At 44.9% G+C, this 24,914-nt stretch carries 16 protein-coding genes and 1 riboswitch; of the genes, 12 read left to right on the top strand and 4 right to left on the bottom strand.

Features of this window, described 5'->3' with window-relative positions; genetic code table 11:
- Window positions 1–97: 97 nt before the first annotated feature.
- Window positions 98–2,464 carry a GH36-type glycosyl hydrolase domain-containing protein gene (locus M9196_RS02465; protein ID WP_250615947.1) on the top strand — a complete coding sequence of 789 codons (2,367 nt, stop codon included), beginning with the start codon at window positions 98–100 and terminating at the stop codon, window positions 2,462–2,464.
- A gap of 112 nt (window positions 2,465–2,576) precedes the next feature.
- Here M9196_RS02465 and rnb read toward each other — a convergent pair whose 3' ends face one another.
- Window positions 2,577–4,595, bottom strand: a complete 2,019-nt coding sequence (gene rnb / locus M9196_RS02460) for an exoribonuclease II (RefSeq protein WP_250615946.1) — start codon at window positions 4,593–4,595, stop codon at window positions 2,577–2,579.
- A 376-nt stretch (window positions 4,596–4,971) separates the two neighbouring features.
- On the opposite strand from rnb, the gene M9196_RS02455 reads away from it, so the two are divergent.
- From M9196_RS02455 to M9196_RS02445, 3 genes are all read left to right on the top strand, one after another.
- Window positions 4,972–6,897, top strand: coding sequence for a DEAD/DEAH box helicase (locus tag M9196_RS02455; RefSeq protein WP_319946317.1), 1,926 nt, complete (start codon window positions 4,972–4,974; stop codon window positions 6,895–6,897).
- Between the two features lie 279 nt (window positions 6,898–7,176).
- Window positions 7,177–8,370, top strand: a complete 1,194-nt coding sequence (locus M9196_RS02450) for an acetate/propionate family kinase (RefSeq protein ID WP_250615945.1) — start codon at window positions 7,177–7,179, stop codon at window positions 8,368–8,370.
- Window positions 8,371–8,414: 44 nt separating this feature from the next.
- The gene (locus M9196_RS02445) at window positions 8,415–10,247 is read left to right on the top strand and encodes a recombinase family protein (RefSeq protein WP_250615944.1); all 1,833 of its coding nucleotides are present in this window, start codon (window positions 8,415–8,417) and stop codon (window positions 10,245–10,247) included.
- A gap of 576 nt (window positions 10,248–10,823) precedes the next feature.
- Here M9196_RS02445 and M9196_RS02440 read toward each other — a convergent pair.
- Entirely contained in the window at window positions 10,824–11,369 is a 546-nt protein-coding gene (locus M9196_RS02440; RefSeq protein WP_250615943.1) for a recombinase family protein, read from the bottom strand.
- Between the two features lie 389 nt (window positions 11,370–11,758).
- Here M9196_RS02440 and M9196_RS02435 point away from each other — a divergent pair, with 389 nt between their 5' ends.
- On the top strand, window positions 11,759–12,289 hold the full coding sequence (locus M9196_RS02435; protein ID WP_250615942.1) for a hypothetical protein: 531 nt from the start codon (window positions 11,759–11,761) through the stop codon (window positions 12,287–12,289).
- 136 nt (window positions 12,290–12,425) lie between these two features.
- Here M9196_RS02435 and M9196_RS02430 read toward each other — a convergent pair whose 3' ends face one another.
- Window positions 12,426–13,172, bottom strand: coding sequence for an inovirus Gp2 family protein (locus M9196_RS02430; protein WP_250615941.1), 747 nt, complete (start codon window positions 13,170–13,172; stop codon window positions 12,426–12,428).
- Window positions 13,173–13,445: 273 nt separating this feature from the next.
- Window positions 13,446–13,910, bottom strand: coding sequence for a hypothetical protein (locus M9196_RS02425; RefSeq protein WP_250615940.1), 465 nt, complete (start codon window positions 13,908–13,910; stop codon window positions 13,446–13,448).
- 1,081 nt (window positions 13,911–14,991) lie between these two features.
- Window positions 14,992–15,089: riboswitch (guanidine-I (ykkC/yxkD leader) on the top strand.
- A 63-nt stretch (window positions 15,090–15,152) separates the two neighbouring features.
- On the opposite strand from M9196_RS02425, the gene M9196_RS02420 reads away from it, so the two are divergent.
- The 7 genes from M9196_RS02420 (at window position 15,153) to atzF (ending at window position 24,808) form a co-directional block, all read left to right on the top strand.
- Window positions 15,153–16,226 carry a putative urea ABC transporter substrate-binding protein gene (locus M9196_RS02420; protein WP_250615939.1) on the top strand — a complete coding sequence of 358 codons (1,074 nt, stop codon included), beginning with the start codon at window positions 15,153–15,155 and terminating at the stop codon, window positions 16,224–16,226.
- 33 nt (window positions 16,227–16,259) lie between these two features.
- Window positions 16,260–17,090, top strand: coding sequence for an ABC transporter permease (locus M9196_RS02415; protein WP_250615938.1), 831 nt, complete (start codon window positions 16,260–16,262; stop codon window positions 17,088–17,090).
- Window positions 17,083–17,868, top strand: coding sequence for an ABC transporter ATP-binding protein (locus tag M9196_RS02410; RefSeq protein WP_250615937.1), 786 nt, complete (start codon window positions 17,083–17,085; stop codon window positions 17,866–17,868). The genes M9196_RS02415 and M9196_RS02410 overlap by 8 nt, the downstream gene beginning before the upstream one ends.
- Before the next feature lie 9 nt (window positions 17,869–17,877).
- Window positions 17,878–18,642 (top strand): urea amidolyase associated protein UAAP1, encoded by a 765-nt coding sequence (locus M9196_RS02405; protein WP_250615936.1) that lies wholly within the window; start codon window positions 17,878–17,880, stop codon window positions 18,640–18,642.
- Window positions 18,643–18,653: 11 nt separating this feature from the next.
- Complete coding sequence (locus M9196_RS02400; RefSeq protein WP_250615935.1) at window positions 18,654–19,292, top strand: urea amidolyase associated protein UAAP2; 639 nt, start codon at window positions 18,654–18,656, stop codon at window positions 19,290–19,292.
- Between the two features lie 91 nt (window positions 19,293–19,383).
- A complete protein-coding gene (uca, locus tag M9196_RS02395) occupies window positions 19,384–22,965 on the top strand; it encodes an urea carboxylase (protein WP_250615934.1) in 3,582 nt (1,193 codons plus the stop codon).
- A gap of 31 nt (window positions 22,966–22,996) precedes the next feature.
- Window positions 22,997–24,808 (top strand): allophanate hydrolase, encoded by a 1,812-nt coding sequence (atzF, locus tag M9196_RS02390; protein ID WP_250615933.1) that lies wholly within the window; start codon window positions 22,997–22,999, stop codon window positions 24,806–24,808.
- Window positions 24,809–24,914: the final 106 nt, after the last annotated feature.

Genomic DNA, 24,914 nt, shown 5'->3' with positions numbered 1-24,914 from the left:
CTTAGTTTCCGCGTGAGGTACAAATTTGTTTCAACGTTAGTATGCCAGTAAACCGGTCATAAAAGATCATAACCATAATGTGTAAAGAGGTCTCATCATGTCTACCTTTCTCGAACAAGGAACCCGGTTTTCACTGTCGGATCCTACGCTTCTTCCGAACTCCGCAGGGTATTTGTGGAATCGTAAGATGATGATACATGTCAATTGCCAGGGTTATGTCGTGGCACAGTATATGAATCCAGAGCCAAAGAAATATACGCATGTCCCAAACCTCGCCGCAACCAGCTTTATGCAACCAGAGCAACCCTATTTTGCTCATCATCCGGGGCGATTTTTTTATGTAAGGGACGAAGAAACTGGCGAGTTATTTTCCGCACCATTTGCGCCTATCAAAACCCAACTGGATAGCTTTGAGTTTCAACCGGGGTTAAGCGATGTTAAATGGCTGGTGAAAAATAATGATATTGAGCTGGTTGTGACCTTAACATTAGGCGAAAATGAAGCGGCAGAGCTTTGGAATATCACAGTACGCAATGTGGGGACTAAGCAACGTAAACTCTCTATCATTCCTTATTTTCCTGTGGGTTACATGTCTTGGATGAACATGGGGGCGCATTACGACGCTTCGCTCAATGCAATAGTTTGTACCTCGATTACGCCTTATCAAAAGCTAGAAGATTATGAGAAAAATAAACATCTTAAGGACATGACGTTTTTCTCTGCCGATGTCGTCCCTGATGCTTATGAAACAAGCCTACCTAGGTTTGAAGGGCAAGGCGGGCTTCACAATCCTAGTGCACTTCAGCACAACAGCGATCTGAGCTGTAAAGAAGCCAACTATGAGATGCCGACATGTGCAATGCAATTTAAGCTCAATCTTAGCGCCGGAGAGAAGAGACCTCTTAATTTTATTTTTGGCCCTGCGCTGAATAAGCAAGAGATCCAGGACATCATTAACACGCATTCCGGTGATGAAAAAGATAAGGTCACTCAAGCGTATGCGGAATATGTATCCTCAGGGTCTGGTGTCGTGGAAATTGACACACCAGATGACACATTTAACCATTTTGTTAACCATTGGTTGCCGAGACAAGTGTTCTACCATGGGGATACACATCGTCTAACGACAGATCCTCAAACAAGAAACTATTTACAAGATGGTATGGGGATGGCGTATGTACAAAGTGAAGCAACTCGAAAGGTTATTCTGACATCGCTTTCCCAGCAAAAGGCCGATGGAGAGATGCCAGACGGTATCTTACTCACACCAGAAGCCACCTTGAAGTACATTAACCAAATCCCACATACCGATCATTCGGTTTGGCTTGCTCTGATTATTGAAGCTTATTTAAATGAAACCAATGATTTAGAGCTTCTACAACATCCGGTGAGTTGGGCTGATGATGATAGACCAAGTTCAGTGTTGGAACACATGAACCGAGCCATGATGTATATGTGTGAAGCGCGCGATTATCGTGGTTTACCTTTTATCGCACAGGGCGACTGGTGTGATCCTATGAATATGGTAGGACCGAAAGGCAAAGGGGTATCGGGTTGGTTAGCACAAGCACTTAGTGTCGCATTACAAACGTGGGTGAAGATCTCACGCAAGTACAACGATGCAGAGATCATCAAACAGTTTGAATCAACGATAGAGCAGTTAGCGACCATTTCCCACGAATATTTGTGGAAGGGAGATTGGTACGCCCGTGGTATTACAGATGACAATGTGACTTTTGGCGTGCCTGAAGATAAAGAAGGGCGCATCTTTTTGAACACACAAAGCTGGGCGTTTTTAGCGGATATGCCAAATCCTGCTCAGAAAGAAAAAATGCTTGCAGCTATTGATGAACAATTAGATACACCATACGGTGTCATGTTATGCGCGCCGGCCTTTACCGCCATGCGTGAAGATGTGGGGAGGGTTACACAAAAATGGCCGGGTTCTGGCGAAAATGGGTCCATTTACAACCACGCAGCGGCATTTTACGCCGCGAGTCTTTATGCCATCGATGAACCCGATCGCGCCTTTAATGTGTTACGTAAAATGGTCGCCGATCCTCAAAGTGATACGTTTGAGCGCAGAGGGCAACTGCCAGTTTATATTCCTAATTACTATCGTGGAGCTTACTATCAATATCCGGACACAGCCGGTCGTTCAAGTAATCTATTTAATACGGGGACAGGTGCTTGGTTTTATCGGATGGTTATTGAAGAAATGCTAGGCTTAAAAGGCTGCGAGGAAGGGTTAATGATTGATCCTAAACTGCCTTCTTGTTGGTCAGATTTGACGGTGAAACGAGACTTTAGAGGGGCTCAGTTTCACGTAACATACCATCGTTCGCCCGACATACAACAAACAGAGATACACATAGATGGTATTAAGTTACAGGGTAGCGTAGTGAACAATATCCAAGCGTGTTCTAATTACCGAGTGACGGTGGCTTTGCCTCAGAGCGAGTGATAGCCGTCATTTGAAGGCTATTTTTGGTGAAAACACATAATTGAGTCTCTAGAAAAGAACAAAGCCAGTTGGGAATACCAACTGGCTTTATTATATTTAGCAAATGAAGAGCTTATGCCTTATCTGATGAGGACGGTTCTTCTGGGGCTGGCGCGGCTACGGGCTCAGCAAACACTTCAACTGGTTTCGCGACAATGCTACGTGTGTCAAGATTCACATCTGATAGTAGAACGCTAAGAGTATCGCCTAGACGGTAAACCAGGTTCTTATCAATCGACACGGTGCCATTTTCGTTATTACTGACAATACGCTCTTTATTACTCACAATTAGCGAGTTTGGAATAAACACCGCTGCACCATTTTCTGTCAAACGTGCACGCATGCCTGCACGGTTAATATCGAAAATCTCAGCAGTAAACTCAGTACCGTTTTGTGGTTCATTGACTAAAGTGCGCGCGTAGAGCCAATCACCCACCGTACGCTCAGCCATTCTATGGTGCTTGCGGTGGATTGCCAACTCATCACCCAATACATCATCTGGTTTTTGGGTAGGCTCAGTTTGAGTGATATGTGCCTTAAGAAGACGGTGGTTAACCATATCGCCGTATTTACGGATTGGTGAGGTCCAAGTTGCGTAGACGTCAAGCCCCATCGCGTAATGAGGAAGAGGTTCATTACCTACTTCGCTGTAAGCTTGGTATTTGCGTACACGGTTATCCAAGTAACTTGACTCTAATCCACCTAAATCACGACGCAGCGCGGCAAAACCGTCTAGTGATGTGATTTGCTCATCGGTGTAAATAGGCTCTTCATTGATTGGGTTAACCAGCTCAAGCACGTCTTTAATTTTTTCTGGCTTGAAACCTGCGTGAGTATTGAAGACGCCGTAGCCAAACGCTTCTTTTAACGTACGACCCGCACAAATGTTAGCGGTGATCATGGCTTCTTCAACCAGACGGTTAGCACTGCGTCTAGAGTCTGCGTGAATAGCGATAACATCATTATCTTCGCTTAGCTCAAAGCGGTAATCCGGTCGGTCTGGGAAAACCACGGCGTTATTTTCACGCCACGCTGCACGAGCTAATGAGAAGTCATAGAGATCACGAACAACCGTTGCGATTTCATCACTTGGTTGCCAAGTATCACTAGAGCCCGTTTCCAACCAATCGGATACGTGTTGGTAAGCCAATCTTGCATGAGACTTCATGGTTGCCGTAAAGAACTTGATGTCATCTTGAATAACACCCTCTTTATCTACGGTCACTGAGCAGCATAGTGCTGGGCGTAGTTCATTTTCAATTAGTGAACAGACATCGTCAGCGAGATCGCGGGGAAGCATAGGAATATTGCGACCTGGTAGGTAAATGGTGTAACCACGTTGTCGGGCAACCACATCCATTTCATCTTGAGGGGTAATATAGGCGGTAGGATCAGCGATGGCGATAGTGACTTCAAAGTCGCCATTGTCCTTTTTCTTTGCAAACAGCGCGTCATCCATGTCTTTAGTAGACTCACCATCTATTGTTACAAATGGCATTGCAGTAAGATCAGCGCGCTCTAATGCTGCGTCATCTTTGATTTCCCATGATTCTAAACCTGCAGGCTCACTGTTCGGTAAATCATTTTGCGCCAAGGTGACCCACCAAGGAGCAATTTTGTCGTCGCCATCGGTGATCTTCTTCGAAATTTCAGCCAAGAAACCGTTATCCCCTTTTAAAGGGTGGTTGATAACGTGCGCGACTACCCAGTCGCCGTCGTTAAGATCGTCGGCTTTAATCCCTTTTTGAGTCTTAGCTTTTAATGACAGCTTTCTAAGAGCAGGGTGATCAGGTGTAACGTTAAGACGCCCTTTAAAGCGTTTTACTCGTGCAATAAAACGAGTGATACCTTGCTCGATAAGTTCTTGTGGTTCTGCTAATTCACGATCATTTTCAGTTCGGATAATGGCCACGACTTTATCACCATGCATACATTTCTTCATTTGCGGTGGTGGGATAAAGAAACTGGTTTTAGCATCAACTTCTAAAAAGCCGAAACCTTTTTCGGTGGCCTTGATTGTGCCTTCTTTTTTAGGAAGGTTCTCTTGAATCTGCTGTTTGAGTTGAGCGAGTAGCGGGTTATCTTGAAACATGTATCTACTTCTTAGCAATGAAAGTGCGAACACTATACCCAAAGGCTCGGTCAATGCCTAGTTGAAACTCAAGGGTGAAAGGGGAGTAACATAAGAGGGCAGCGCTTAAAAAGTTGTCAATTTGGTGGCACATTACTCAATAATGGCTATGTAAGAATAAAATTGTGATGTATTTCAATTTTTTCTGGCTTTTTTTGTGCATTTAAGGAATAATCCGCCTCCTTGTTTACGTCCCTAGTGGCTTGATGCGATTTGTCACTTTTCCGCATCTGAATGGAATCAGCTCTTATCTACTGTTTTTAAAGCAGTATTGGATCAGTTTGGAATTGGTAGAGCTCATGGGACCTGTGTTTATATTTACTTTAATGGGATCCCAATGCAAGATTCTGCAATTCAATTCAATGAATTAGCTCTTAACGACAACATTCTTTCAGCTCTAGACTCTATGGGCTTTGTATCGCCAACTCCAATCCAGGCGGCTGCAATTCCTCTATTACTAGAAGGAAGAGATGCGTTAGGTAAAGCTCAGACGGGTACGGGCAAGACAGCAGCATTTTCTTTGCCGCTTCTTAACAAAATCGATCTTAACCAGCACAAACCTCAAGCGATCATTATGGCTCCTACACGTGAGCTTGCGATTCAGGTTGCTGCTGAAATCAAAAACCTTGGCCGTGATGTCAAAGGTTTGAAAGTTTTAGAGATCTACGGTGGTGCTTCTATCGTTGATCAAATGCGTGCTCTAAGCCGCGGTGCTCACATTGTTGTGGGTACACCTGGTCGTGTTAAAGACCTTCTAACTCGTGACCGTCTACACCTAGACCAAGCTCACACATTCGTTCTTGATGAAGCGGATGAGATGCTAAAAATGGGCTTCGTTGACGACGTTACTTGGATTCTAGAAAAAGCGCCAGAAACAGCACAACGCGTTCTGTTCTCTGCAACTATGCCTCCAATGGTAAAAACAATTGTTGACCGCTACTTGCGTGATCCAGCACGTGTTGACGTTGCAGGTACAAACCACACGGTTGATAAAGTTGCTCAAAACTACTGGGTAGTGAAAGGCGTAGAAAAAGACGAAGCAATGGCTCGTCTACTAGAAACTGAAGAGACTGATGCTTCTATCGTTTTCGTTCGTACTCGTCAAGATACTGAGCGTCTAGCTGATTGGCTAAGTGCACGTGGCTTTAGCGCGGCAGCACTACACGGCGATATCCCTCAATCTCAACGTGAGCGTACTGTTGACAACATCAAACAGGGTTCAATTGATATCCTAGTAGCAACAGACGTTGTTGCTCGTGGTCTTGATGTACCGCGTATCACTCACGTATTTAACTACGACATCCCGTTCGATGTTGAGTCATACATTCACCGTATCGGTCGTACTGGTCGTGCTGGACGTAAGGGTAAAGCTATCCTTCTTGTTCGTACCAACCAAATCCGTATGCTGCGTACGATTGAGCGTGTAACTAAGTCTCAAATGGAAGAGATTCAACTTCCTCCACGTGACCAAGTTGCAGAAGCTCGTCTAGTTAAGCTTGGTGCTGAACTTGAAACTGAGAAAGGCCACAAGTCTCTAGAGAACTTTGCTGAGCTAATTGAAAAGCTTCAAGAAAGCCTAGAAATCGATGCAGCAACACTAGCCGCGATTCTACTTAAGCGTCAGCAAGGCAAACGTCCATTGTTCTACGTTGGTGCCGATCCGATGATCGAAGCGATCGAGCGTGACAAGAAACGTCGTAAAGAGCGTCGTGATAACCCAGATGCTGGCCGTGATGGTCGTCGTAGCTTCAACGCTCAAGATTGGGATACATACCAACTTCAAGTGGGTCGTGAGCAAGGCGTTCAAGTTAAAGACATCGTTGGCGCACTAGCGAATGAACTAGGTCTGACTAAAGGTTCTATCGGTGCTATCAAGCTAGATAAAGGCCAAACTTACGTTCAACTGCCTAAACAAATGACTTCTGACGTTGCTGGTAAGCTTCGTAAGCTTCGTATCCGTCAGAAAGAAGTTGGCGCAGTAGTTGTTGAATTCAATGACTTCCGTGAGTCTCGCGGTCCTCGTCGTGATGGCGGCGGCAGCCGTGATAACCATCGTGGTGCTCGTCGTGAAGGCCATCGTGGTCAACGTGACGGCAACCGTGAAGGCGGCAATCGCGAAGGCGGCGGCTACCGTGGTAACCGTGACGGTGCTAACCGTGGTCAACGTGCTGAAGGTGAACGTCGTTTCGACCGTAACCGTGGTGGCGATCACCGTGGCAGCCACCGTGGCGAGCGTGGTCAATCACGCAACACTGAGTCTTAATGCAAAATAGCATTATAGATTGATTGAAGGCCGAGCGAATGCTCGGCTTTTTTGTGCCTGTGAGTAAACTTTTTAAATAAATAGTCATTAATGATAAAAAACACAATTAAATTCAATGGGTGAATTAATTTAAAATTTGATCTTTATCAAGAATTTTCGTTTTGAAACAAATATTCTTATAAAACAAATTTGAAAGATTCAAAAATTATTGAATAATACAATAAGATTATATGGGAAGGCTTCTTTTCCCCTTTTCGCTCAACAACAGGATACATTTTCATGTCTGATTCGTTTGTTCTCGTCATAAACTCCGGTAGCTCGTCTCTTAAATTCGCCGTCATCGACTCACAAAGTGGAGAGGCTGTATTAAGTGGCTTAGGTGAGTGTTTCGGTTTGCCTGATGCACGCATGGCTTGGAAATTTAATGGACAAAAAACCGAAGTTGCCGTTGAAGGCGAAGGTAACCACCACAAACTAGCGATTGGTAAGTTGGTTGGTCTAACTGAAGAATTAGGTTTTGCTGATAATATCGTTGCGATTGGTCACCGAATTGTCCACGGTGGTGAAAAATTCACTACGACCGTTCGCATTGACGAGACGGTGACACAAGAAATTGAAAAACTCGCTGACCTAGCGCCGCTGCATAACCCAGCGGGTGCCATTGGTATTCGCGCTGCAATTGAAGCATTCCCAGCGCTTCCACAATTCGCTGTATTCGATACCGCTTTCCACCAGACTATGCCAGAGAAGGCATTTACTGGCGCTATCTCAAATGAGTTGTATAAAGACTACGGTATCCGTCGCTACGGTTTTCATGGAACAAGTCACTACTTTGTTAGCCGTGAAGCGGCGAAGATGCTCAACAAGCCAGTAGAAGAATCGAGTTTCATCTCGGTTCACCTTGGTAATGGCGCATCAGTTTGTGCAATTAGCAACGGTGAGAGTGTTGATACCTCTATGGGCTTTACACCGCTATCTGGTTTGATGATGGGTACGCGTTGTGGAGATTTAGACCCAGGCATTATTGAATTCTTGATGAAGAAAGGCTGGAGCCAAGAGAAGGTCTTTGAGACGCTAAATAAGAAGTCAGGCTTCTTAGGTGTGTCAGGCATTACTTCTGACGCTCGTGGCGTGCTAGAAGCGATGGAAGACGGACATGAAGGGGCTAAGCTTGCCTTTGAAGTCTTCACATACCGTGTAGCGAAGTACATTGGTTCTTACTTGATTCCTCTAGACCACCTAGACGCGGTTATCTTTACCGGTGGTATTGGTGAAAACTCACTACCTATTCGTCGTGAAATCATGCGTAACCTTAAATTGCTTGGCTTCGTCGAAGACGAGAAGGGTAACGAAGACGCGCGCTTCGGTGCAGCTGGTATCGTAGGCAAGTCTGAGCTTCTAGGTGCAGTGGCGATGGTTATCCCAACCAATGAAGAGCTGGTAATTGTAAGACAGAGTGTTGCACTGCTGTAAAACTTGTGTAAGTGTAAGAGCCTCCATATATTGGGGGCTTTTTTATGCACGAAACAAAACCAACCACACGAACTGCTTACATATACTCACGAGTGTCTAAACTCATTCAGGCTGAACAGGGGCAGGGGTTAGTACGTCAGCAAGATAAAGCCACTCAGTTTATCACCTTCTTAAACACATCAAACCCTGATCACCAATACGTTATAGCTGATGGTCTGATTATCGATAAAGGGCTTTCGGCTTTTTATGGTTTGAATACTGCTGAGAATGGTGGCTTAGGTGCGTTTATAGCTGCTGCTGAGAAGGGTGAGATCCCACCTTACAGCCTTTTGGTAGTAGAGAACGTCGATAGGATTAGTCGCCTACCTGCTGATGATGCCAGAAACCTGTTCATAAAATTGAAGGGTTTGAAAATAGATGTTGCTGTGACCAAATTTAACCTTGTGATTAGTCATGATTCAAAAAGTGATCTAGCAAGTGACTTAGTTCTAACCGTAGCCTTCCACCTAGCGCATTTGGAGAGTGAACAGAAATCACAGCGTATCAGAGCAACGTTCGATATTAAACGTCAGAATGAAAAGCTAGGGGGTGAACGTAGAACTAGCGTTTGTCCCGCTTGGATGAAATTATCAGGTGATAAGAAATCCTTCGAATTGATCCCTGAACATGCCACTACTATCAAACAGATTTTTGAGTGGAGGATACAAGGACACGGGGCACATGTGATTTGTAACCGGCTTAACGAGAGTGATACCCCTAGACCTGCTAAACCAAAAGAGGGGGCGCGAAAGGCGTGGTCGAAGCGTATGGTAGAGAAGTATTTAAAAATGCCACAAACCTACGGAGAATTTCACCCCACTACTCACAAAATGGTTGATGGTAAAAGGGTCAGAGAACCATTAGGCGAACCGATACAAGGTTATTACCCTGCTGTTGTAGATAAGGACACTTTTATACAAGCACAACAAGCTTTTAAAACGGGCAGACACACCAAAGGCAGGAGAGCGGCGCAAGGTGCAAACCTGTTCGGGTGGTTGTGTAAGTGCCCCAGCTGCGGAGAGAGTATGACCTATTTTAAACCAACTAGAGGTAGGAAGAAAGTTCGTTGTCGAAACCAGCTCGATAAGAATCACTGTACCCAAAAGGCTATTAACTATGAAGAAATGGAAACCCTGCTTGTTGAAAAACTTTCAGGACTCGACTATTCAAAGCTTCGTGGTGACTCTTTCGAAAAGTTGCAGAGAGATATAGACCTTTTGAAAGCACGTATTGACGAAGAAACCCAAGCTATTAATGAGTTACAGGAACGCCTTGAAAGTGCTAGTCCTTCGCTAATGAGTGTTTTGATCAGCACAGTCGAGAAGCGCACTCAAGCCTTAGACAAATTCAGAGAAAACCATACCCAAAAGCTACAGGTAAGATTTAACTATTCCGAAGAATCCTTAAATACATTAGAACTGACTAATACAGATGACAGGGAGAGGTATAATAAGTTTCTGCGGCAGTATATCGAGTATGTACTTTGTGGTGATGAATCAACGGGGGTTGTGTATGTCAAACTTAAGCAGATCCCTAAGATATTACCTTTTTATTATGGTGTATCCCCACTTAGAATTAACAAGGCTAGGGCAGCTTCAGAGGACGTTATTAAAGAGGTTTACACTCATAACAGTAATGATATTAAGATCCCATTTGGAGCGTTCCCTGCTGTGGATACAAGACTTTTTGAGGTGGGTACAGTACCAGTACCTGATAACCTAAATGATCCTCTTACACGCCTTAAATACCTCCATGCGGTAAATCGAGAACTATCCTTAAACCCCAGTAAGTGGAAACCAATAGTCGAAGGGTGGAGACTAGATGAAAGCGAGTTTTGAATTCTCTGAATTTTGATTAGCCTTGAAGAGTATTGCTTATAAATGCTAACATTATTAATGTCATAGCATAACGCCCGTTCTTCTAGGAAGAACGATAAGCAATTTAGTGCTATGTAGGACTGCGTACATTTGTGAAGCGGTAAGGCTGCTAAGCAATAATATGTGCGAGTTTGACAGTCTGCGGTAGAGTTCAAACTCTCTGCCATTTCTCAACAACGTCGAACACTGTTGAGACTTCGTTTCGAATGCGAAGTGAAATAATTTATTGGGATTATTTTTCCAAGTCGACTTGGGAGCGTTCATAGGGGAAACAATTATGTTTTCACTCGAAACTTCCACTGTAATACTATCAATTGATGTCGCAGAGATTTTTTATTATGCAGGTTTATTGGTAGTTCTACACCTGAAAAGGTAGTAGAGGGTTGGTGGGCTTGTCCCACCGTAAACCCCCTATTCTCTTAAAGGAGTAGATTTGTCATGTGATTGTTCCTTTTCTGGTTTTGTGTGCTTGCATTGTTTAGCCTGCATTTAGGTATACCCCTGTTTACAAAAGTTGTGTGGGAAATATCCTGGGGCTTATTGTTTGTGCTTTTTGACGATACGTTGAACACTCGACAAGCTGATATCCACTTGCTCGGCAATTTTGCGCTGTGACATACCTTCTTCAAGTAATTTCAAAACCTCAGCACTTTGGCGCATGGCTGTAGTTCTGCCTTCGTAAACGCCTTTCTCTTTTGCCTTGGCAATACCTTCAAGCTGCCGCTCTTTTCTAATTGCTGTTTCGAATTGATATACGCTGGCAAGCATATTAAGCAATAGCTCGTTCATGGGGTTTGATTTATCCGCCGTGAAAGTTAAGTTTTCTTTTAGAAAGTGGACGGAGCAGCCTGCACCAGTGATTTGCTGAATTAAGTCGTGCATGTCACTGATCGAACGGGCGAGGCGGTCGATACTCCACACGTGTACCTCATCGCCTTCTCGAATACTTCTGAGCATTTCTTGCAGCTGTGGGCGGTCTGTGTTTGTGCCTGTTGCTTTGTCGGTATATGTCTTGTCTGCGGTGATTTCTTGGCGGTCGGTGTGCTGATCTGTACTCGATACTCGTAGGTAAGCAATCTTCATTTTGTAATCCCTTTCTGCTGAATCTGTAGATATTGTATCCACTTTAGACTGTATTCACAAGTTTAGACCCAAGAAAGTTTAGAAACTTGGTAGCTGTCAGCCCAACAAAACGGTGGTTTTTGTATTCAGCTTTAGGTGTATTCAGTGGGTATACTTATGAATACATGAATTAAACCCTATTAATGTATGGGTATTTGGCTGGTGGATGTAGCTGTGGTGGGGTTTACCGTCAATCATGCCGTTAAATTGATTTTTATGTAAATTGTGACAACGAGAGGAGGTTGTTAAGCATTTTGATGAGTATTAAGTGAAATGTTGAACTAACATAGAAAGCGAAAACTGGGGTTAGCAACACTCCAAGTGTATCTTCGTTAAAAAAGGGCAGGATTATGGCAGTAAATTTTACTATTCTGAAAGGTGAGTTCGAAGGTACCAATTGGATACTTGATGGAACGACACTTTCTAGTGGGTTTTACAAGAAGCTTGATATTCCAATGTCTGAGGTAATACGCCTTAAGGAAAGGGATAGGATTGGTAAGGATTTATATATCGACTTTGAACTAGGGACAACCCAAGCATTTACAGCCAAGATGTCGGAAAAAAGTTATAAGAAAATCTATGACAAGTTTCTTGAGGTAGGTAACAACCCAAAACACAATAAATTACCTCTTGAAAAAAAATCTATGGGTAACGTACTTTTCGCTGTATTTGGTGTTTTAGTCGTAATTGGCATGCTATCAGGGAAAGCAATACTTCAAGTAGCAGTTCATCAAGTAGTAAAGATTGGGCTGATGTTGATGCTATTACGTACTGTCAAATTGCGCTGGAAGGTGCCGCCAAGTATGGTGCTCGGTTTCCCTTTGGTATGGATAAAACAGCATCCCCTTACCCAAGTAACAAGAACAAATTTAGTGTTCTAATGAGCGCTGAGCTTAAAAATGCTTATGGTACTTGGGCAAAAAGTCGAGTTAGTTGCGTAGTCAACGGTAAAAGTGTTGAAAAACTAGTGGTCGATGGTTCCGTTATCTGGGGTAATTGAACTATTAGCCACAACTCTCAAAATGGGGGCTCTGATTCATCGAACACAAACGGTTCTGGGTTGTTGTCTGGCGTTGTAACGGTTCTTTTTTCCAGTGGCGGAGCTACTAACGTTAGGTTGTGCACTTTGATAGCTGGATGGTCGGTTAGTCTTTTAACTAAACGCTGGGAAGTTTGAAACTCCTCGCCAATGTAATCCTCTGGCAATGCTTGCAGTGGGTCAGTTTTGGCTAGGTAGCTTAGATGATGGAATATACCCACTTCTGAGGCTGTTTCTGTGCGCTTTGTCGGTTTAGTTAATGGGTAAGTGCCATTTTTTCCTTTCCCTTCCTTTAAGGTATCGTGAGAGCCGTAGAATGCGTTTTTATTTACGACACCGCCTAGCTTTTCCCACTGCTTAGTTAAAGCAGCTTCTACTTTTGCGCTGCTATACAAAACATCTCTGTTCCAAATTACAACAAGGTGGTAGTGATATCCCACGGCTTGATCTTTGTGCTTAGCACTAGGTCGATATTCTAATTTCCAGATGTGATGAAGTGGTACTTTTTCACCATTTACCTTTACCGCTCTGCGTAGGTGGCGAAGAAGGTTGGTAATGTTGTCCGGATTATGCTGGCTGCCGTCCGTGTAGCTTAAAGTTACGTTTAAAAATTGATAGCGGTGGTGGTGTAACTGGAGGTAGTTGTAAAAGTCTAAGAGACTTTGGAGGCGATGCTGATCGTACTTGTATTTACTATTCAAACGGTAGCTACCTCTGTAAAGCATACCACCTCCTTAAAAAGTGTACTTACGTACTATTATATAACCCATGTAAAACCTTTAAACGTAAAACAATGCTTTGAAGCTTGCTGTATAAAGTCTCGCTACTAATTATTGTAATTACCACGCCACCAGCTAAACAATGCCAATAATATCTAAAAACGCTATGTATAACGGTACTTTTGGCATATATTTGGTGCAAAACTACAATAAAGCAAAAATGTTCAACACTCTATATTAAAAAGCATAAAATCAATTGTGTAAAGTGATGGGCGGTGGTTACTTGCTAAGTGCTTCGAGTAACTGTTGCTTAAGCGTCTCTTGTCGTTCCTTTAACGCCTTTTCCGCATCCTTTGCTTGTTCCTGTAGCGTTTGCTCAACTTGCTCATTTATCCACGTCTCTACAAGGCTCTGGCGGTATTCTTTCACTTGCTGATTGATATCTAACTTGCCTTGCTTAATTGCTGCGCTGATCTCTGCATCAGTTCGTTTGTAGTAAAGTTTAAAGCCTTTCGCCTCCGGAAATACAACCAACTTGCTTGCGTCTACTTCGTAGCCTGCTCGGGTAAGTTCAGCCGTTAACGTTACAAGCTGCCGTGTGTTGGTTGCGCTTTTGGTATGGTACTTAAAGGTATCTGTGCGGTGTTGTGCTTCAAGCGATGCCATTAAATTGGCTTTATATGTAGCAACTTCTTTTTTAAAATCGGGGGCTTCTGCTCTAAGTGTTTCGATTAATTTATCCATTAGATAATCCCTTCCTTTTTTAATTGACGTCTACAGCTGTAATACTGGCTGATTAAATTTGAGGTGCTTACATTTGGCAGTAAGCGCATGTTTATTACTTCTTGAACTGTTAAACCTTCCAGAAGTGCACTGATTAAAATGACTTTCGTCTGGGTGTGTTTGTGCATGTCACAATAGTGCTTATAACTATCTGTGTTTATTACTAATTCCATAAAATTTAAATTCCTTTTATTTAGGGGGGCACAAACGCAACCAAGGCAGGCTGTTAAACCAGAAAAAAGCCTACTGGAAGTGTTTGGATTGCGTTGTGCGAATAGGTGTTGCTGGGGGAGTGGTAGATGGGCTGATAATTACATTATAGCAGGAAAAAGATGCAAATGCAAATCATTCTCACCTATTCATGTGAAGTTAATTATTGATATATATTACCGCAAGCAGATTGTGACTTTTGTCTTATAAATAGCATTCCAACCAATGAAGAGTTCGTGATTGCTCAACAGTCGGTAGAACTTCTGTAATAGAGTCTAAGCAAATCAGATAACGAAAAGCGAGCCCAAGTGGCTCGCTTTTTTTGTTTTTCGCTACATAGATATTGCAAACGGGTAGAGCACTTGTCGTTAACACGGCACACCTAACGTTATATCGATCTATTTAAACTTGTTTCGTTCAGTTCTAATAAGCTTTACTGGCTTTGGAATCGTCATTAATGCAGCCCCCAAACATTGGAAGCTGGCCTAATAGAAATAGGATACCAAAGAAATTCGGACGTCTTTACGATGATTTAATCTAAGTTGCTCACTTATTTGTGCGCTTTGAGAAACCCTCACTTTTGTGAAGATGACGGATACTACTATTGGAAAAAAGGACACGACACCGCCCTTAACCATGATTAGGCTTGTGCACTAATATTGATAGTATTGCACCAAAAAAGGCCATCTTTCGAGAATATTAGTAACCGCAGATTTGATTTAAGCTACTGATAGTAAGGGCTTTAAGTTTTGGCATGTAAGTTGCTTATTCTAGTGTAAGTTCATGAGAGCATAAAGTTTGTTGGGCGGCTAAGCGCATCAAATACAATTTGGCAATAGACATCTAGGGTTCCGGCTGCCAAAGCAGTGTCTGGGTCGAGAGTTGTCAACCTCGCACGGGGTCACACGGAGGGATAGAAGCCCGGGAGAATAAACCAAGCCAGTTGGTTATGTCTCTTGTGTTGATATCTAGTGACTCATGGAGGAGATTCCAATGAAAGCTCAAATCAAAAAAAACCTACTCGCGACTGCTGTCGGTACCACTCTACTCACCTCAGCCTTTTCTCCAATGGCGTTAGCCGAAGAAAAGCAGAAATTCACTCTGGCATGGTCTATCTATGTCGGATGGATGCCATGGGATTATGCTGACCATACCGGAATCTTAGATAAATGGGCCGATAAGTACGGCATTGAGATTGATGTGGTACAAGTTAACGATTACATCGAATCTATTAATCAGTTTACCACTGGCCAATTTGACGCAACCGTGATGACTAACATGGACGCTCTAACGATTCCAGCGGCAAGCGGTATCGACTCAACTGCGCTTGTTGTTGGTGATTTCTCAAATGGTAACGATGGTATTGTTCTTAAAGGCGATAAAGAGTTAAAAGATCTCAAGGGGCAATCTATCAATTTAGTGGAGCTAAGTGTTTCACATTACTTGATGGCTCGTGCTTTAGAGAGTGTCGGTATGAGTGAGCGCGATGTGAGAGTGGTTAATACCTCAGACGCTGATCTTGTGGCCGCGTTTAGCTCCAGTGATGTGACTTCGGTGGCCACTTGGAATCCGTTACTGAGTGAAGTGACTTCACAGCCAGATACCTCTTTTGTTTTTAACTCTTCTGATATCCCCGGTGAAATCATTGACCTGCTAGTGGTTAATACCGATACGCTTCAAGAAAACCCCGCACTAGGTAAGGCTCTCACGGGCGCATGGTACGAAATCATGTCGATCATGCAATCACAATCGGCAGGGGATGACGCTAAATCTTATATGGCTCATGCATCCGGTACTGATCTTGATGGGTACAACTCTCAGCTAAAGGCCACGAATATGTTTTACTCTGCCGATGATGCGGTGAGCTTTACTCGCAGCCCAACACTTGCTGCGACGATGCAGAAGGTAAGTGAGTTTTCCTTTGAGCATGGGCTACTTGGTGATGGCGCACCAGATGCGGGTTTCATTGGCATCGAAACCCCAGCGGGTGTTTATGGGGATCCAAGTAATATTAAGCTTCGATTTACTTCGGAATACATGCAGATGGCAGCAGACGACAAACTGTAACCACCGTATTCGGTCATTGTAAATGGAGTCGTTATGACCAAAGTAATAAATCGTCAGCCTTCAAAGCTCGGGCGAGTCATGTTGGGTGTCATGCCGTTTCTCATTCTGCTCGCGGTCTATGTGACAGCATCAGATGCGAGATTAGCAGCAAACTCAGCAGATAAGCTATTGCCCGCTTTTAGCAGTTTTGCCGATGCAATCGACAGAATGGCTTTTACGCCAAGTAAACGTACGGGTGATTACCTCCTGTGGAACGACACATTCGCAAGTCTTACCAGGCTTGGGTGGGGGATTGGAATCAGTGCACTTATTGGCTTATCGCTCGGGATCGTCACGGGCATTATTCCATTGGTTCGATCATCATTGTCACCGGTGATTACTGCGGTGTCGCTTATCCCGCCAATGGCTATATTGCCTATCCTGTTCATTTCGTTTGGTGTCGGTGAGGTATCCAAAGTGGTGCTGATCGTTATCGGCGTTTGCCCTGTCATTATTCGTGACATTCAGCTAAGAGTGCAAAGCTTACCAGATGAGCAGCTTATCAAGGCGCAAACCTTAGGGGCGAGCAGTTGGCAGATCATTATTCGCGTTATTCTGCCACAAATTGTGCCTAAGTTGATCGAAGCCGTACGTCTTACTTTAGGGAGCGCGTGGCTGTTTTTGATTGCAGCTGAAGCAATAGTCGCTACAGAAGGTTTAGGCTACCGAATCTTCCTCGTTCGACGTTATCTGTCCATGGATGTGATTTTGCCCTACGTATTGTGGATCACCATTCTAGCGTACTGCATGGATTGGCTATTGCGCATTGCATCGCAAAAGCTAAGTCCTTGGTATCACCAGTCTCAAGGAGAAAATAATGGCTGATAAGTTACCCATTATTCAAGTCAAACAGGTGTGGAAAGAGTACGGTGACAACATTGTATTAGAACGTTTGAACCTTTCGGTGAACGAAGGGGATTTTGTCAGTATTGTTGGCGCCTCTGGTTGCGGAAAAACATCCTTCCTCAACATGTTATTAGGAATAGAGACACCATCGAGAGGTCAACTTTTACTTGATGGTGAACCTCTTTCCCAAGAACCAGGAATTGAACGAGGGATTGTGTTCCAAAAGTACTCGGTCTTTCCTCATTTAACGGCGCTGGAAAACGTTATGCTCGGATTTGAATTCGAGGCGAGCGGAGTTGCCAGTACCGTTCTGGGGCGTCTGTTTGGTCCAAAGAAGCGACAAGCAAAAGAGCAAGCGTTAGAGATGCTTGATCAAGTAGGGCTACTGCCTGCGCAAAATAAGTATCCCCATGAGCTGTCTGGAGGGATGAGGCAGCGTCTTTCTATTGCTCAAGCATTGATCAAGAAACCAAGAATACTGCTACTCGATGAGCCCTTTGGTGCATTGGATCCGGGCATTCGAAAAGACATGCATGTATTGGTGAAGTCGTTATGGAAAAAACAGAACTTAACTGTATTTATGATCACCCATGATCTCAGTGAAGGGTTTCATCTCGGGAATCGTCTGTGGGTATTTGATCATGTTCGTCATGATGAGCAAGCCCCGGAGAGATTTGGCGCGCAGGTCACTTTTGATATTCCCACTGCTCAATTGGAGCAAACCCCGCCAGATGTACTTTTACAGAAAATAGCGTAAGGAATAAACATGTTAGAAAAACGGGAAGTGAATTTTTCAGATACTCTGCCAGGTGCTGCGCACTGGTCGATGGTGGTACCGAAAGGGAAAACGGTTAGGTTTAAAGATCTTGAGGGCGGCGCAAATATGAGTGTGTTGTTCTATAACCCCGCAAACCTACTGGAGCGTTATAACGCACCTGATACCTTGAAGTGCCAACATACCTTTAAGCTCTCGACTGGGAATTGCTTGTATTCAGATATGGGACGTATCTTCTGCTCAATTGTCCGCGACGATACGGGCTGGATTGACACAGTATGTGGCGTCGCGAATAAACAGAAGGTTGCGAACAAGTGGGGAGAGCGAGACTACCAACAAGACCGAAATCAATGGAAGCAAAATGGCTATGACGCGCTATTAGTTGAGGTAGCTAAGTACGGATTAGGGAAACGCGATCTCGCCGCTAACTTGAATCTATTTAGCAAGGTGGCGACAGACGAGCAGGGTAATTTAGCTTATGACCGGACGCACAGTAACGCCGATGACTGTATTGAGCTTCGTTTTGAGATGGAGACGTTGGTTGTCATGACGACTTGCCCGCATCCTCTAAACCCATCGGAAACGTATCCTTATAAGCCCGTTGGGGTGACGGTATTTGAGTCCGAGCCGATGCGAGAAAGTGATGCTTGCCTCAATCATCGGGAAGAGAATGAACGAGGTTTTGAGAATAATCGCCGTTATGTCAACGCGGATCCAAAACAAATGGAACCCTCTCATGTGACTCATTGTTGTTAAAGGAACTGAACATGATAGTAGAAAGCCAATTAGAGCCAAGTGATGCGTTGTATCGTGATGTTGTCCCTGCCGGGGATTACTACATGAAAGTGATAAAAAAAGGACAGACGGTACGGATTCTCGATCTAGAGGGTAACCAGGCCGCCGATACCCTGTTTTACAACGCTGATGATCCTTCAGAGCGTTACAGCGCCATTGACACGATTCGCGAGCAGGGCAATGTTTATCTTACGACAGGCACTAAAATTTTGTCTGATCAAGGTAACGTGATGCTTGAGATTGTCGCTGATACCTGTGGCAGACACGATACTCTTGGCGGCGCATGTGCCACAGAAAGTAACACGGTGCGTTACGCTAACGAGAAAAAGTGCATGCACGCTTGTCGTGACAGCTGGCTACTGGCCGTGGCTGAGAATGAACATTTCGGCCTGTCTAAGCGAGATATTACGCACAACATCAACTTCTTCATGAATGTGCCAGTGACCGCGGAAGGAGGGCTCACTTTTGCCGACGGCATCAGCGGAGTAGGAAAGTACGTTGAGCTAAAAGCACATATGGACACTATTGTTTTGATGTCTAATTGCCCGCAATTGAATAATCCGTGTAACGCCTACAACCCAACCCCTGTCGAGATGCTTGTCTGGAAATAAAGTAGGGGTATTCGTAGTAAAGATAGAGTAAGGGACGACCCTATTGGATGCTCTTTATATCTCCGGGACGACCCGGATTAGGGACGAAATTATGTTTAGTAAGGTGTTGATTGCTAACCGTGGTGCGATTGCTTGTCGCGTTATCCGTACATTAAAACAACTTAGTATCGAAAGTGTGGCTGTTTACAGTGACGCTGACTCTCAAAGTTTACATGTCGTCGATGCCGACGTCGCTTTTTCTCTTGGAAAAGGTGGCGCATCGGAGACATACCTCGATCAAGATAAGATTATCTCAGCTGCAAAACAGTCTGGTGCACAGGCGATTCATCCCGGTTATGGTTTCCTCAGTGAGAACCCTGAATTCGTCGAACGCTGCGAACAAGAAGGTTTGGTTTTTTTAGGACCAACCGCACAACAAATGCGTTCGTTTGGCCTCAAACACTCGGCAAGAAATATCGCGACTCAAGCCAATGTGCCCCTGTTACCGGGAACCGATTTACTCAAAAATAAGCAACAAGCACTCACCGAAGCGGAGAGTATTGGTTACCCAGTCATGCTGAAGAGTACCGCGGGTGGCGGTGGTATCGGCATGCAGTGCTGCTTCACGAGCGATGAACTCGAGCAAGCGTTTGATAGTGTAAAGCGACTTAGCGAGAACAACTTTAGTAACAGTGGCGTTTTCCTTGAGAAGTTCATTCAGCAAGCGCGTCATATTGAAGTGCAGATTTTTGGTGACGGACAAGGCCAGGTGGTGGCACTTGGAGAGCGTGATTGTTCCGCACAGCGTCGAAACCAGAAAGTGATTGAAGAAACGCCCGCACCGAATCTCAGCGATGAGATACGAGCAGAGTTACAAAATACCGCGATTCGGTTAGCAAGCGAAGTGAAGTATCGAAATGCAGGCACGATTGAATTTGTCCTTGACCAACAAAGCCAAGCTTTTTATTTCCTAGAGGTGAATACACGTTTACAGGTTGAGCACGGTGTGACTGAAGAGGTCTTTGGTGTGGATTTGGTTGAGTGGATGATTCGCCAAGGCGCAGGGCAGTTAGACTTAGCAAGTTTAGACACCGATCTTAAATCAACCGGTCATGCTATCCAGGCTCGCCTGTACGCGGAAGATGCGAATAAAAACTTTCAGCCGTGTGCTGGTCTTTTAAGTCAAGTTGAATGGGCTCAACAAGATAATCTGCGAATCGAGCATTGGATAGAAGCAGGGATTGAAGTCTCGCCATTTTTTGACCCTATGCTGGCGAAAATGATTGTTCACGCTAAGGATCGAGAAACTGCACTTACCGAGCTAAAGCAGGGGTTAGACAATAGTGCTATTTATGGCATCGAGCACAACCAAGCGTATTTGAGTCAGCTACTAAGCAGTGATTTGGTAAAAAAGGGGGAAGTGCTGACGCAATCACTGAATGCGTTTGAGTTTAAACCGAACACGTTTGATGTATTGAGTGGCGGTACTCAAACCACTATTCAAGACTACCCTGCACGCACGGGCTACTGGGATATTGGTGTGCCACCTTCTGGCGCAATGGATAGTTTAAGTTTCCGTTTAGCTAATGCACTGCTTGGTAATCATGAGTCGTGCGCAGGGCTGGAAGTGATAGTGTCGGGGCCAACATTGAAGTTTAATCAAGCCACGTCGGTTGCACTAACAGGGGCAAGCATACAAGCATCACTGGATGGTGAGCCTGTTTCGATGAATACTCGGTTGTGTGTTGAGCCGGGACAAACATTAAAGCTAGGTAAAGTGCTGGATGGCGCTCGTACTTATCTGGCGCTTCAAGGCGGCATTGATTGCCCTGAATATCTCGGCAGCCGTTCAACCTTTACCCTTGGTCAGTTTGGTGGCCATGCTGGTCGTGCTTTGGTCGCGGGCGATGTGTTGCACATTAACCAAGCAACTCCGTCAGCGGTACCTCAAATCCCCTCAATCAAGCAGCCTGCTTTCAATGGTGAGTGGGAGATCCGCGTAATTTATGGTCCCCATGGTGCGCCCGATTTCTTTACTCAACAAGATATAGATACCTTCTTTGATGCCGAGTGGAAGGTGCATTTTAACTCTAGCCGAACTGGGGTTCGTTTAATAGGACCTAAGCCGAACTGGGCAAGAACTGATGGCGGAGAAGCAGGTTTACACCCATCCAATATTCACGACAACGCCTACGCTGTGGGTACTATTGATTTCACTGGTGATATGCCGGTTATTTTAGGGCCAGACGGTCCAAGCTTGGGTGGCTTTGTTTGTCCTGCGACGATCATCAAAGCGGATTTGTGGAAGGTGGGCCAGCTCAAAGCAGGAGATAAAATTCGTTTCACTCCGGTAGCCGTTGAAGATGCAGAGATTGCGGAGCGGGCGCAGTTGACTCAAATACAGACGGGTATGATTGATGAAGTTGCTATTCCTAGCTCTGAATTGTCGTCACCGATCATCAAAACCATTCCTGCGCAGCGATATGGTGAGCAAGTGGTTTACCGTCCAAGTGGTGAAGATTATTTGTTAGTCGAATATGGTCCGCAGGTGTTAGATATTCGTCTTCGTTTCCGTGTGCATGCCTTGATGATTAAGCTACAACAACAGGCGTTAGTGGGGGTTGAAGAGCTCACCCCAGGTATTCGCTCACTACAAATTCACTACGATAACCTTGTTCTATCCCGCGATCAGCTACTCATTGAACTCGAAGCCATTGAAGCGGAGCTGGACAACATCGACGAACTCATTGTTCCGGCTCGCGTCGTCCATTTACCTCTCTCTTGGGATGACGAGGCGACACGTTTAGCAATACGAAAATATGATGAAGTGGTTCGAAAAGATGCCCCATGGTGCCCAGACAACATCGAGTTCATTCGTCGAATTAATGGCTTAGATTCTATTGATGATGTGAAGAAGATTGTCTTTGATGCTAGCTACCTCGTGATGGGGCTAGGCGATGTCTACCTTGGTGCGCCGGTTGCGACGCCAATGGACCCTAGACATCGCTTGGTCACAACGAAATACAATCCAGCGCGAACATGGACACCGGAAAATGCCGTTGGCATTGGTGGAGCGTATATGTGCGTGTATGGCATGGAAGGCCCTGGTGGCTATCAGTTTGTTGGTAGAACCTTACAAATGTGGAATCGCTATCGCCAAACCGAGGCGTTTTCTAACCCGTGGTTGTTACGTTTTTTCGATCAAATAAAGTTTTATGAAGTGAGCGCTGAAGAGTTGCTTGATATTAGAGAGCAGCATCCATTGGGTCATTACCCTGTGAAAATTGAAGAGACCGAGTTTTCTTTGGCGACTTATCAGTCACTGCTTGAAGAGCATGCAGACGAAATTAAATTGTGTAAAACACGCCAACAGAAAGCATTTGAAGAGGAGCGTCAACGCTGGGAAGCATCAGGGCAAGCCAACTTTGTCGCGACTGAGATCGAGCAATCTTTAGTTCAAACTGAGCTAGAAGAAGGACAAGAAGCGATTGAAAGCCATGTGGCGGCTAACATTTGGCAAGTTCTGGTTGAACCGGGGCAGCACGTTAAAGAAAACGATGTGGTGATGATTTTGGAAGCGATGAAGATGGAATTGGAAGTCACGGCCAGTGTCGCAGGGATCGTGGACTCGATTTGCCATGACGCAGGTGCTCAAGTGCATGCCGGCGAGCCACTTCTTGTAGTGAATACTTGAGCCACTTAATCATTTTAAAGGAATAAGAAACATGACAGATTTAAAGACACCATGCTCAGAGACATCGTTAGAACAAGCGGCACTGTTAACCATTGATGGCTTACTCGGCGCTTACCGTAGCGGGAAGATTCATGTCGCAGAGTTTTTGCGCACCAAGCTGAATGCGGTAAGGGCAGACAACTCGAATGCATGGATTTCGGTCATCTCAGACCAGCAGCTTGAAGCGTATTTAAGCCATTTAGCGACTCAAGATCGAGAGTCATTGCCATTATATGGTGTGCCCTTTGCGATAAAAGACAATATCGATCTCGAAGGGCTAGACACCACGGCTGGTTGTGAAGCGTATCGCTATCAACCATCAGAATCGGCGTATGTCGTACAGCAACTGATCAGCGCCGGTGCAGTGCCATTGGGCAAAACAAGCCTTGATCAATTTGCCACTGGTTTGGTTGGCACTCGCAGCCCTTGGGGAGCAGTAAGCAACAGCTTTAATTCAGATTATATTTCTGGCGGCTCAAGCTCTGGCAGTGCTGTCTCGGTTGCTTCTAATCAGGTTTATTTTGCGTTAGGCACCGACACGGCAGGGTCAGGACGTGTACCTGCAGCGTTTAATAATCTCTATGGTTTGAAACCAACAAAAGGCTTACTTAGTTGTAGCGGTGTTGTACCCGCTTGCCGAACGTTAGATTGCGTGACTTTCTTTGCTAAAAGTGCGCAAGACTTGACTACGCTTTACCAAGTGGGAGCAAGTTATGATGGGACAGATTGCTTTGCGCGTGAAGCCGTTGAGAAAGGGCGGGAAGAGTGCACACAATTCTCTGGTCTGCGTGTTGGGATTCCAGCTGACGATCAGCTAGAGTTTTTTGGTAATCAAGAGTATCGCACGCTCTATGCTCAGGCGGTGTCACGTATTGAGTCACTCGGTGGCAAGGTGATTCCGTTTGATTTAGCGCCTTTTATTCAGGCAGCAAACTTGCTTTACCAAGGCCCTTGGGTCGCAGAGCGGTATGCAGGGATAGATGCGTTCTTTGATGGTAACAAAGAACAATGCCTAGAGGTGATTCAAACGATCGTCGGTGGGGCGAAAAACCTCTCTGCAGCCGATACGTTTAAAGCAATCTATCAACTTCAAGCGTTCAAGGTGCAATGTGATCAATTGATGGACAGTGTTGATGTGGTATTAACCCCAACTGCAGGTACGATCTACACCAAAGATGATGTGAACTCCGATCCCATCGCTTTAAATTCCAACCTCGGCTATTACACAAATTTTATGAACCTACTCGATTATAGTGCGATTGCGATGCCGTCTGGGTTTACTGGCTCGGGGCTTCCATTTGGGGTCACTTTGTTTGCCCAAGCATTCCAAGACGAAGCGCTTATTTCGCTTGCGTCTGAATGGCAGACGGTGATGGGCTTGCCGCTAGGAGCGACTCAAGTTGAGCTTGAGAGTGCAGAGTGTATGGACCTATTGGTGTGCGGAGCACATATGAACGGTTTGCCATTGAACCACCAACTCATTGAACTAGGTGCAAACTTTAAGCGCCGGACCACCACCGCTGACCGCTATTCTCTATATTGTTTAGCGGGTGGCCCGCCACTTAGGCCTGGACTCGTACGAAACCAAGTACAAGGTGAGCGAATTGACGTAGAGGTGTGGCGTATTCCTAAAAAGCACCTGGGTGCGTTGTTAGAGCAAATACCACACCCTCTCGGCCTAGGCAGCGTTGAACTGGCGTCTGGCAAGTGGGTGAAAGGTTTTATTTGCGAAGGTATTGGTATTGAAGAGGCAACCGATATTACAGAGACGGGAGGTTGGAGACATTTCCTCACGCAATCATAATTATACTTTTCACCCAATGAGTAGGCTTAGGTGATTCTCTAAGCCTCTACTACTCGTAGATAATGTTTGTACAAATCTTTAATGCATAAAGGTACTTATTCTAAAC

Origin of the sequence: Vibrio methylphosphonaticus (assembly GCF_023634655.1) — a bacterium.
Taxonomy (GTDB): Bacteria; Pseudomonadota; Gammaproteobacteria; order Enterobacterales; family Vibrionaceae; genus Vibrio; species Vibrio methylphosphonaticus.
The sequence above is the reverse complement of the archived record's forward strand: the minus strand, read 5'-3'. Positions and strand labels throughout refer to the sequence as shown.

Excerpts from the sequence above, each read along its gene's own strand:
- M9196_RS02405 (WP_250615936.1), top strand. The coding sequence starts at position 17,878 with ATGTTAGAAAAACGGGAAGTGAATTTTTCAGATACTCTGCCAGGTGCT.
- M9196_RS02425 (WP_250615940.1), bottom strand. The coding sequence starts at position 13,910 with ATGGATAAATTAATCGAAACACTTAGAGCAGAAGCCCCCGATTTTAAA.
- M9196_RS02420 (WP_250615939.1), top strand. The coding sequence starts at position 15,153 with ATGAAAGCTCAAATCAAAAAAAACCTACTCGCGACTGCTGTCGGTACC.
- M9196_RS02430 (WP_250615941.1), bottom strand. The coding sequence starts at position 13,172 with ATGCTTTACAGAGGTAGCTACCGTTTGAATAGTAAATACAAGTACGAT.
- M9196_RS02440 (WP_250615943.1), bottom strand. The coding sequence starts at position 11,369 with ATGAAGATTGCTTACCTACGAGTATCGAGTACAGATCAGCACACCGAC.
- rnb (WP_250615946.1), bottom strand. The coding sequence starts at position 4,595 with ATGTTTCAAGATAACCCGCTACTCGCTCAACTCAAACAGCAGATTCAA.
- M9196_RS02400 (WP_250615935.1), top strand. The coding sequence starts at position 18,654 with ATGATAGTAGAAAGCCAATTAGAGCCAAGTGATGCGTTGTATCGTGAT.
- M9196_RS02455 (WP_319946317.1), top strand. The coding sequence starts at position 4,972 with ATGCAAGATTCTGCAATTCAATTCAATGAATTAGCTCTTAACGACAAC.
- uca (WP_250615934.1), top strand. The coding sequence starts at position 19,384 with ATGTTTAGTAAGGTGTTGATTGCTAACCGTGGTGCGATTGCTTGTCGC.
- M9196_RS02410 (WP_250615937.1), top strand. The coding sequence starts at position 17,083 with ATGGCTGATAAGTTACCCATTATTCAAGTCAAACAGGTGTGGAAAGAG.
- M9196_RS02445 (WP_250615944.1), top strand. The coding sequence starts at position 8,415 with ATGCACGAAACAAAACCAACCACACGAACTGCTTACATATACTCACGA.
- M9196_RS02465 (WP_250615947.1), top strand. The coding sequence starts at position 98 with ATGTCTACCTTTCTCGAACAAGGAACCCGGTTTTCACTGTCGGATCCT.
- M9196_RS02450 (WP_250615945.1), top strand. The coding sequence starts at position 7,177 with ATGTCTGATTCGTTTGTTCTCGTCATAAACTCCGGTAGCTCGTCTCTT.
- M9196_RS02415 (WP_250615938.1), top strand. The coding sequence starts at position 16,260 with ATGACCAAAGTAATAAATCGTCAGCCTTCAAAGCTCGGGCGAGTCATG.
- atzF (WP_250615933.1), top strand. The coding sequence starts at position 22,997 with ATGACAGATTTAAAGACACCATGCTCAGAGACATCGTTAGAACAAGCG.
- M9196_RS02435 (WP_250615942.1), top strand. The coding sequence starts at position 11,759 with ATGGCAGTAAATTTTACTATTCTGAAAGGTGAGTTCGAAGGTACCAAT.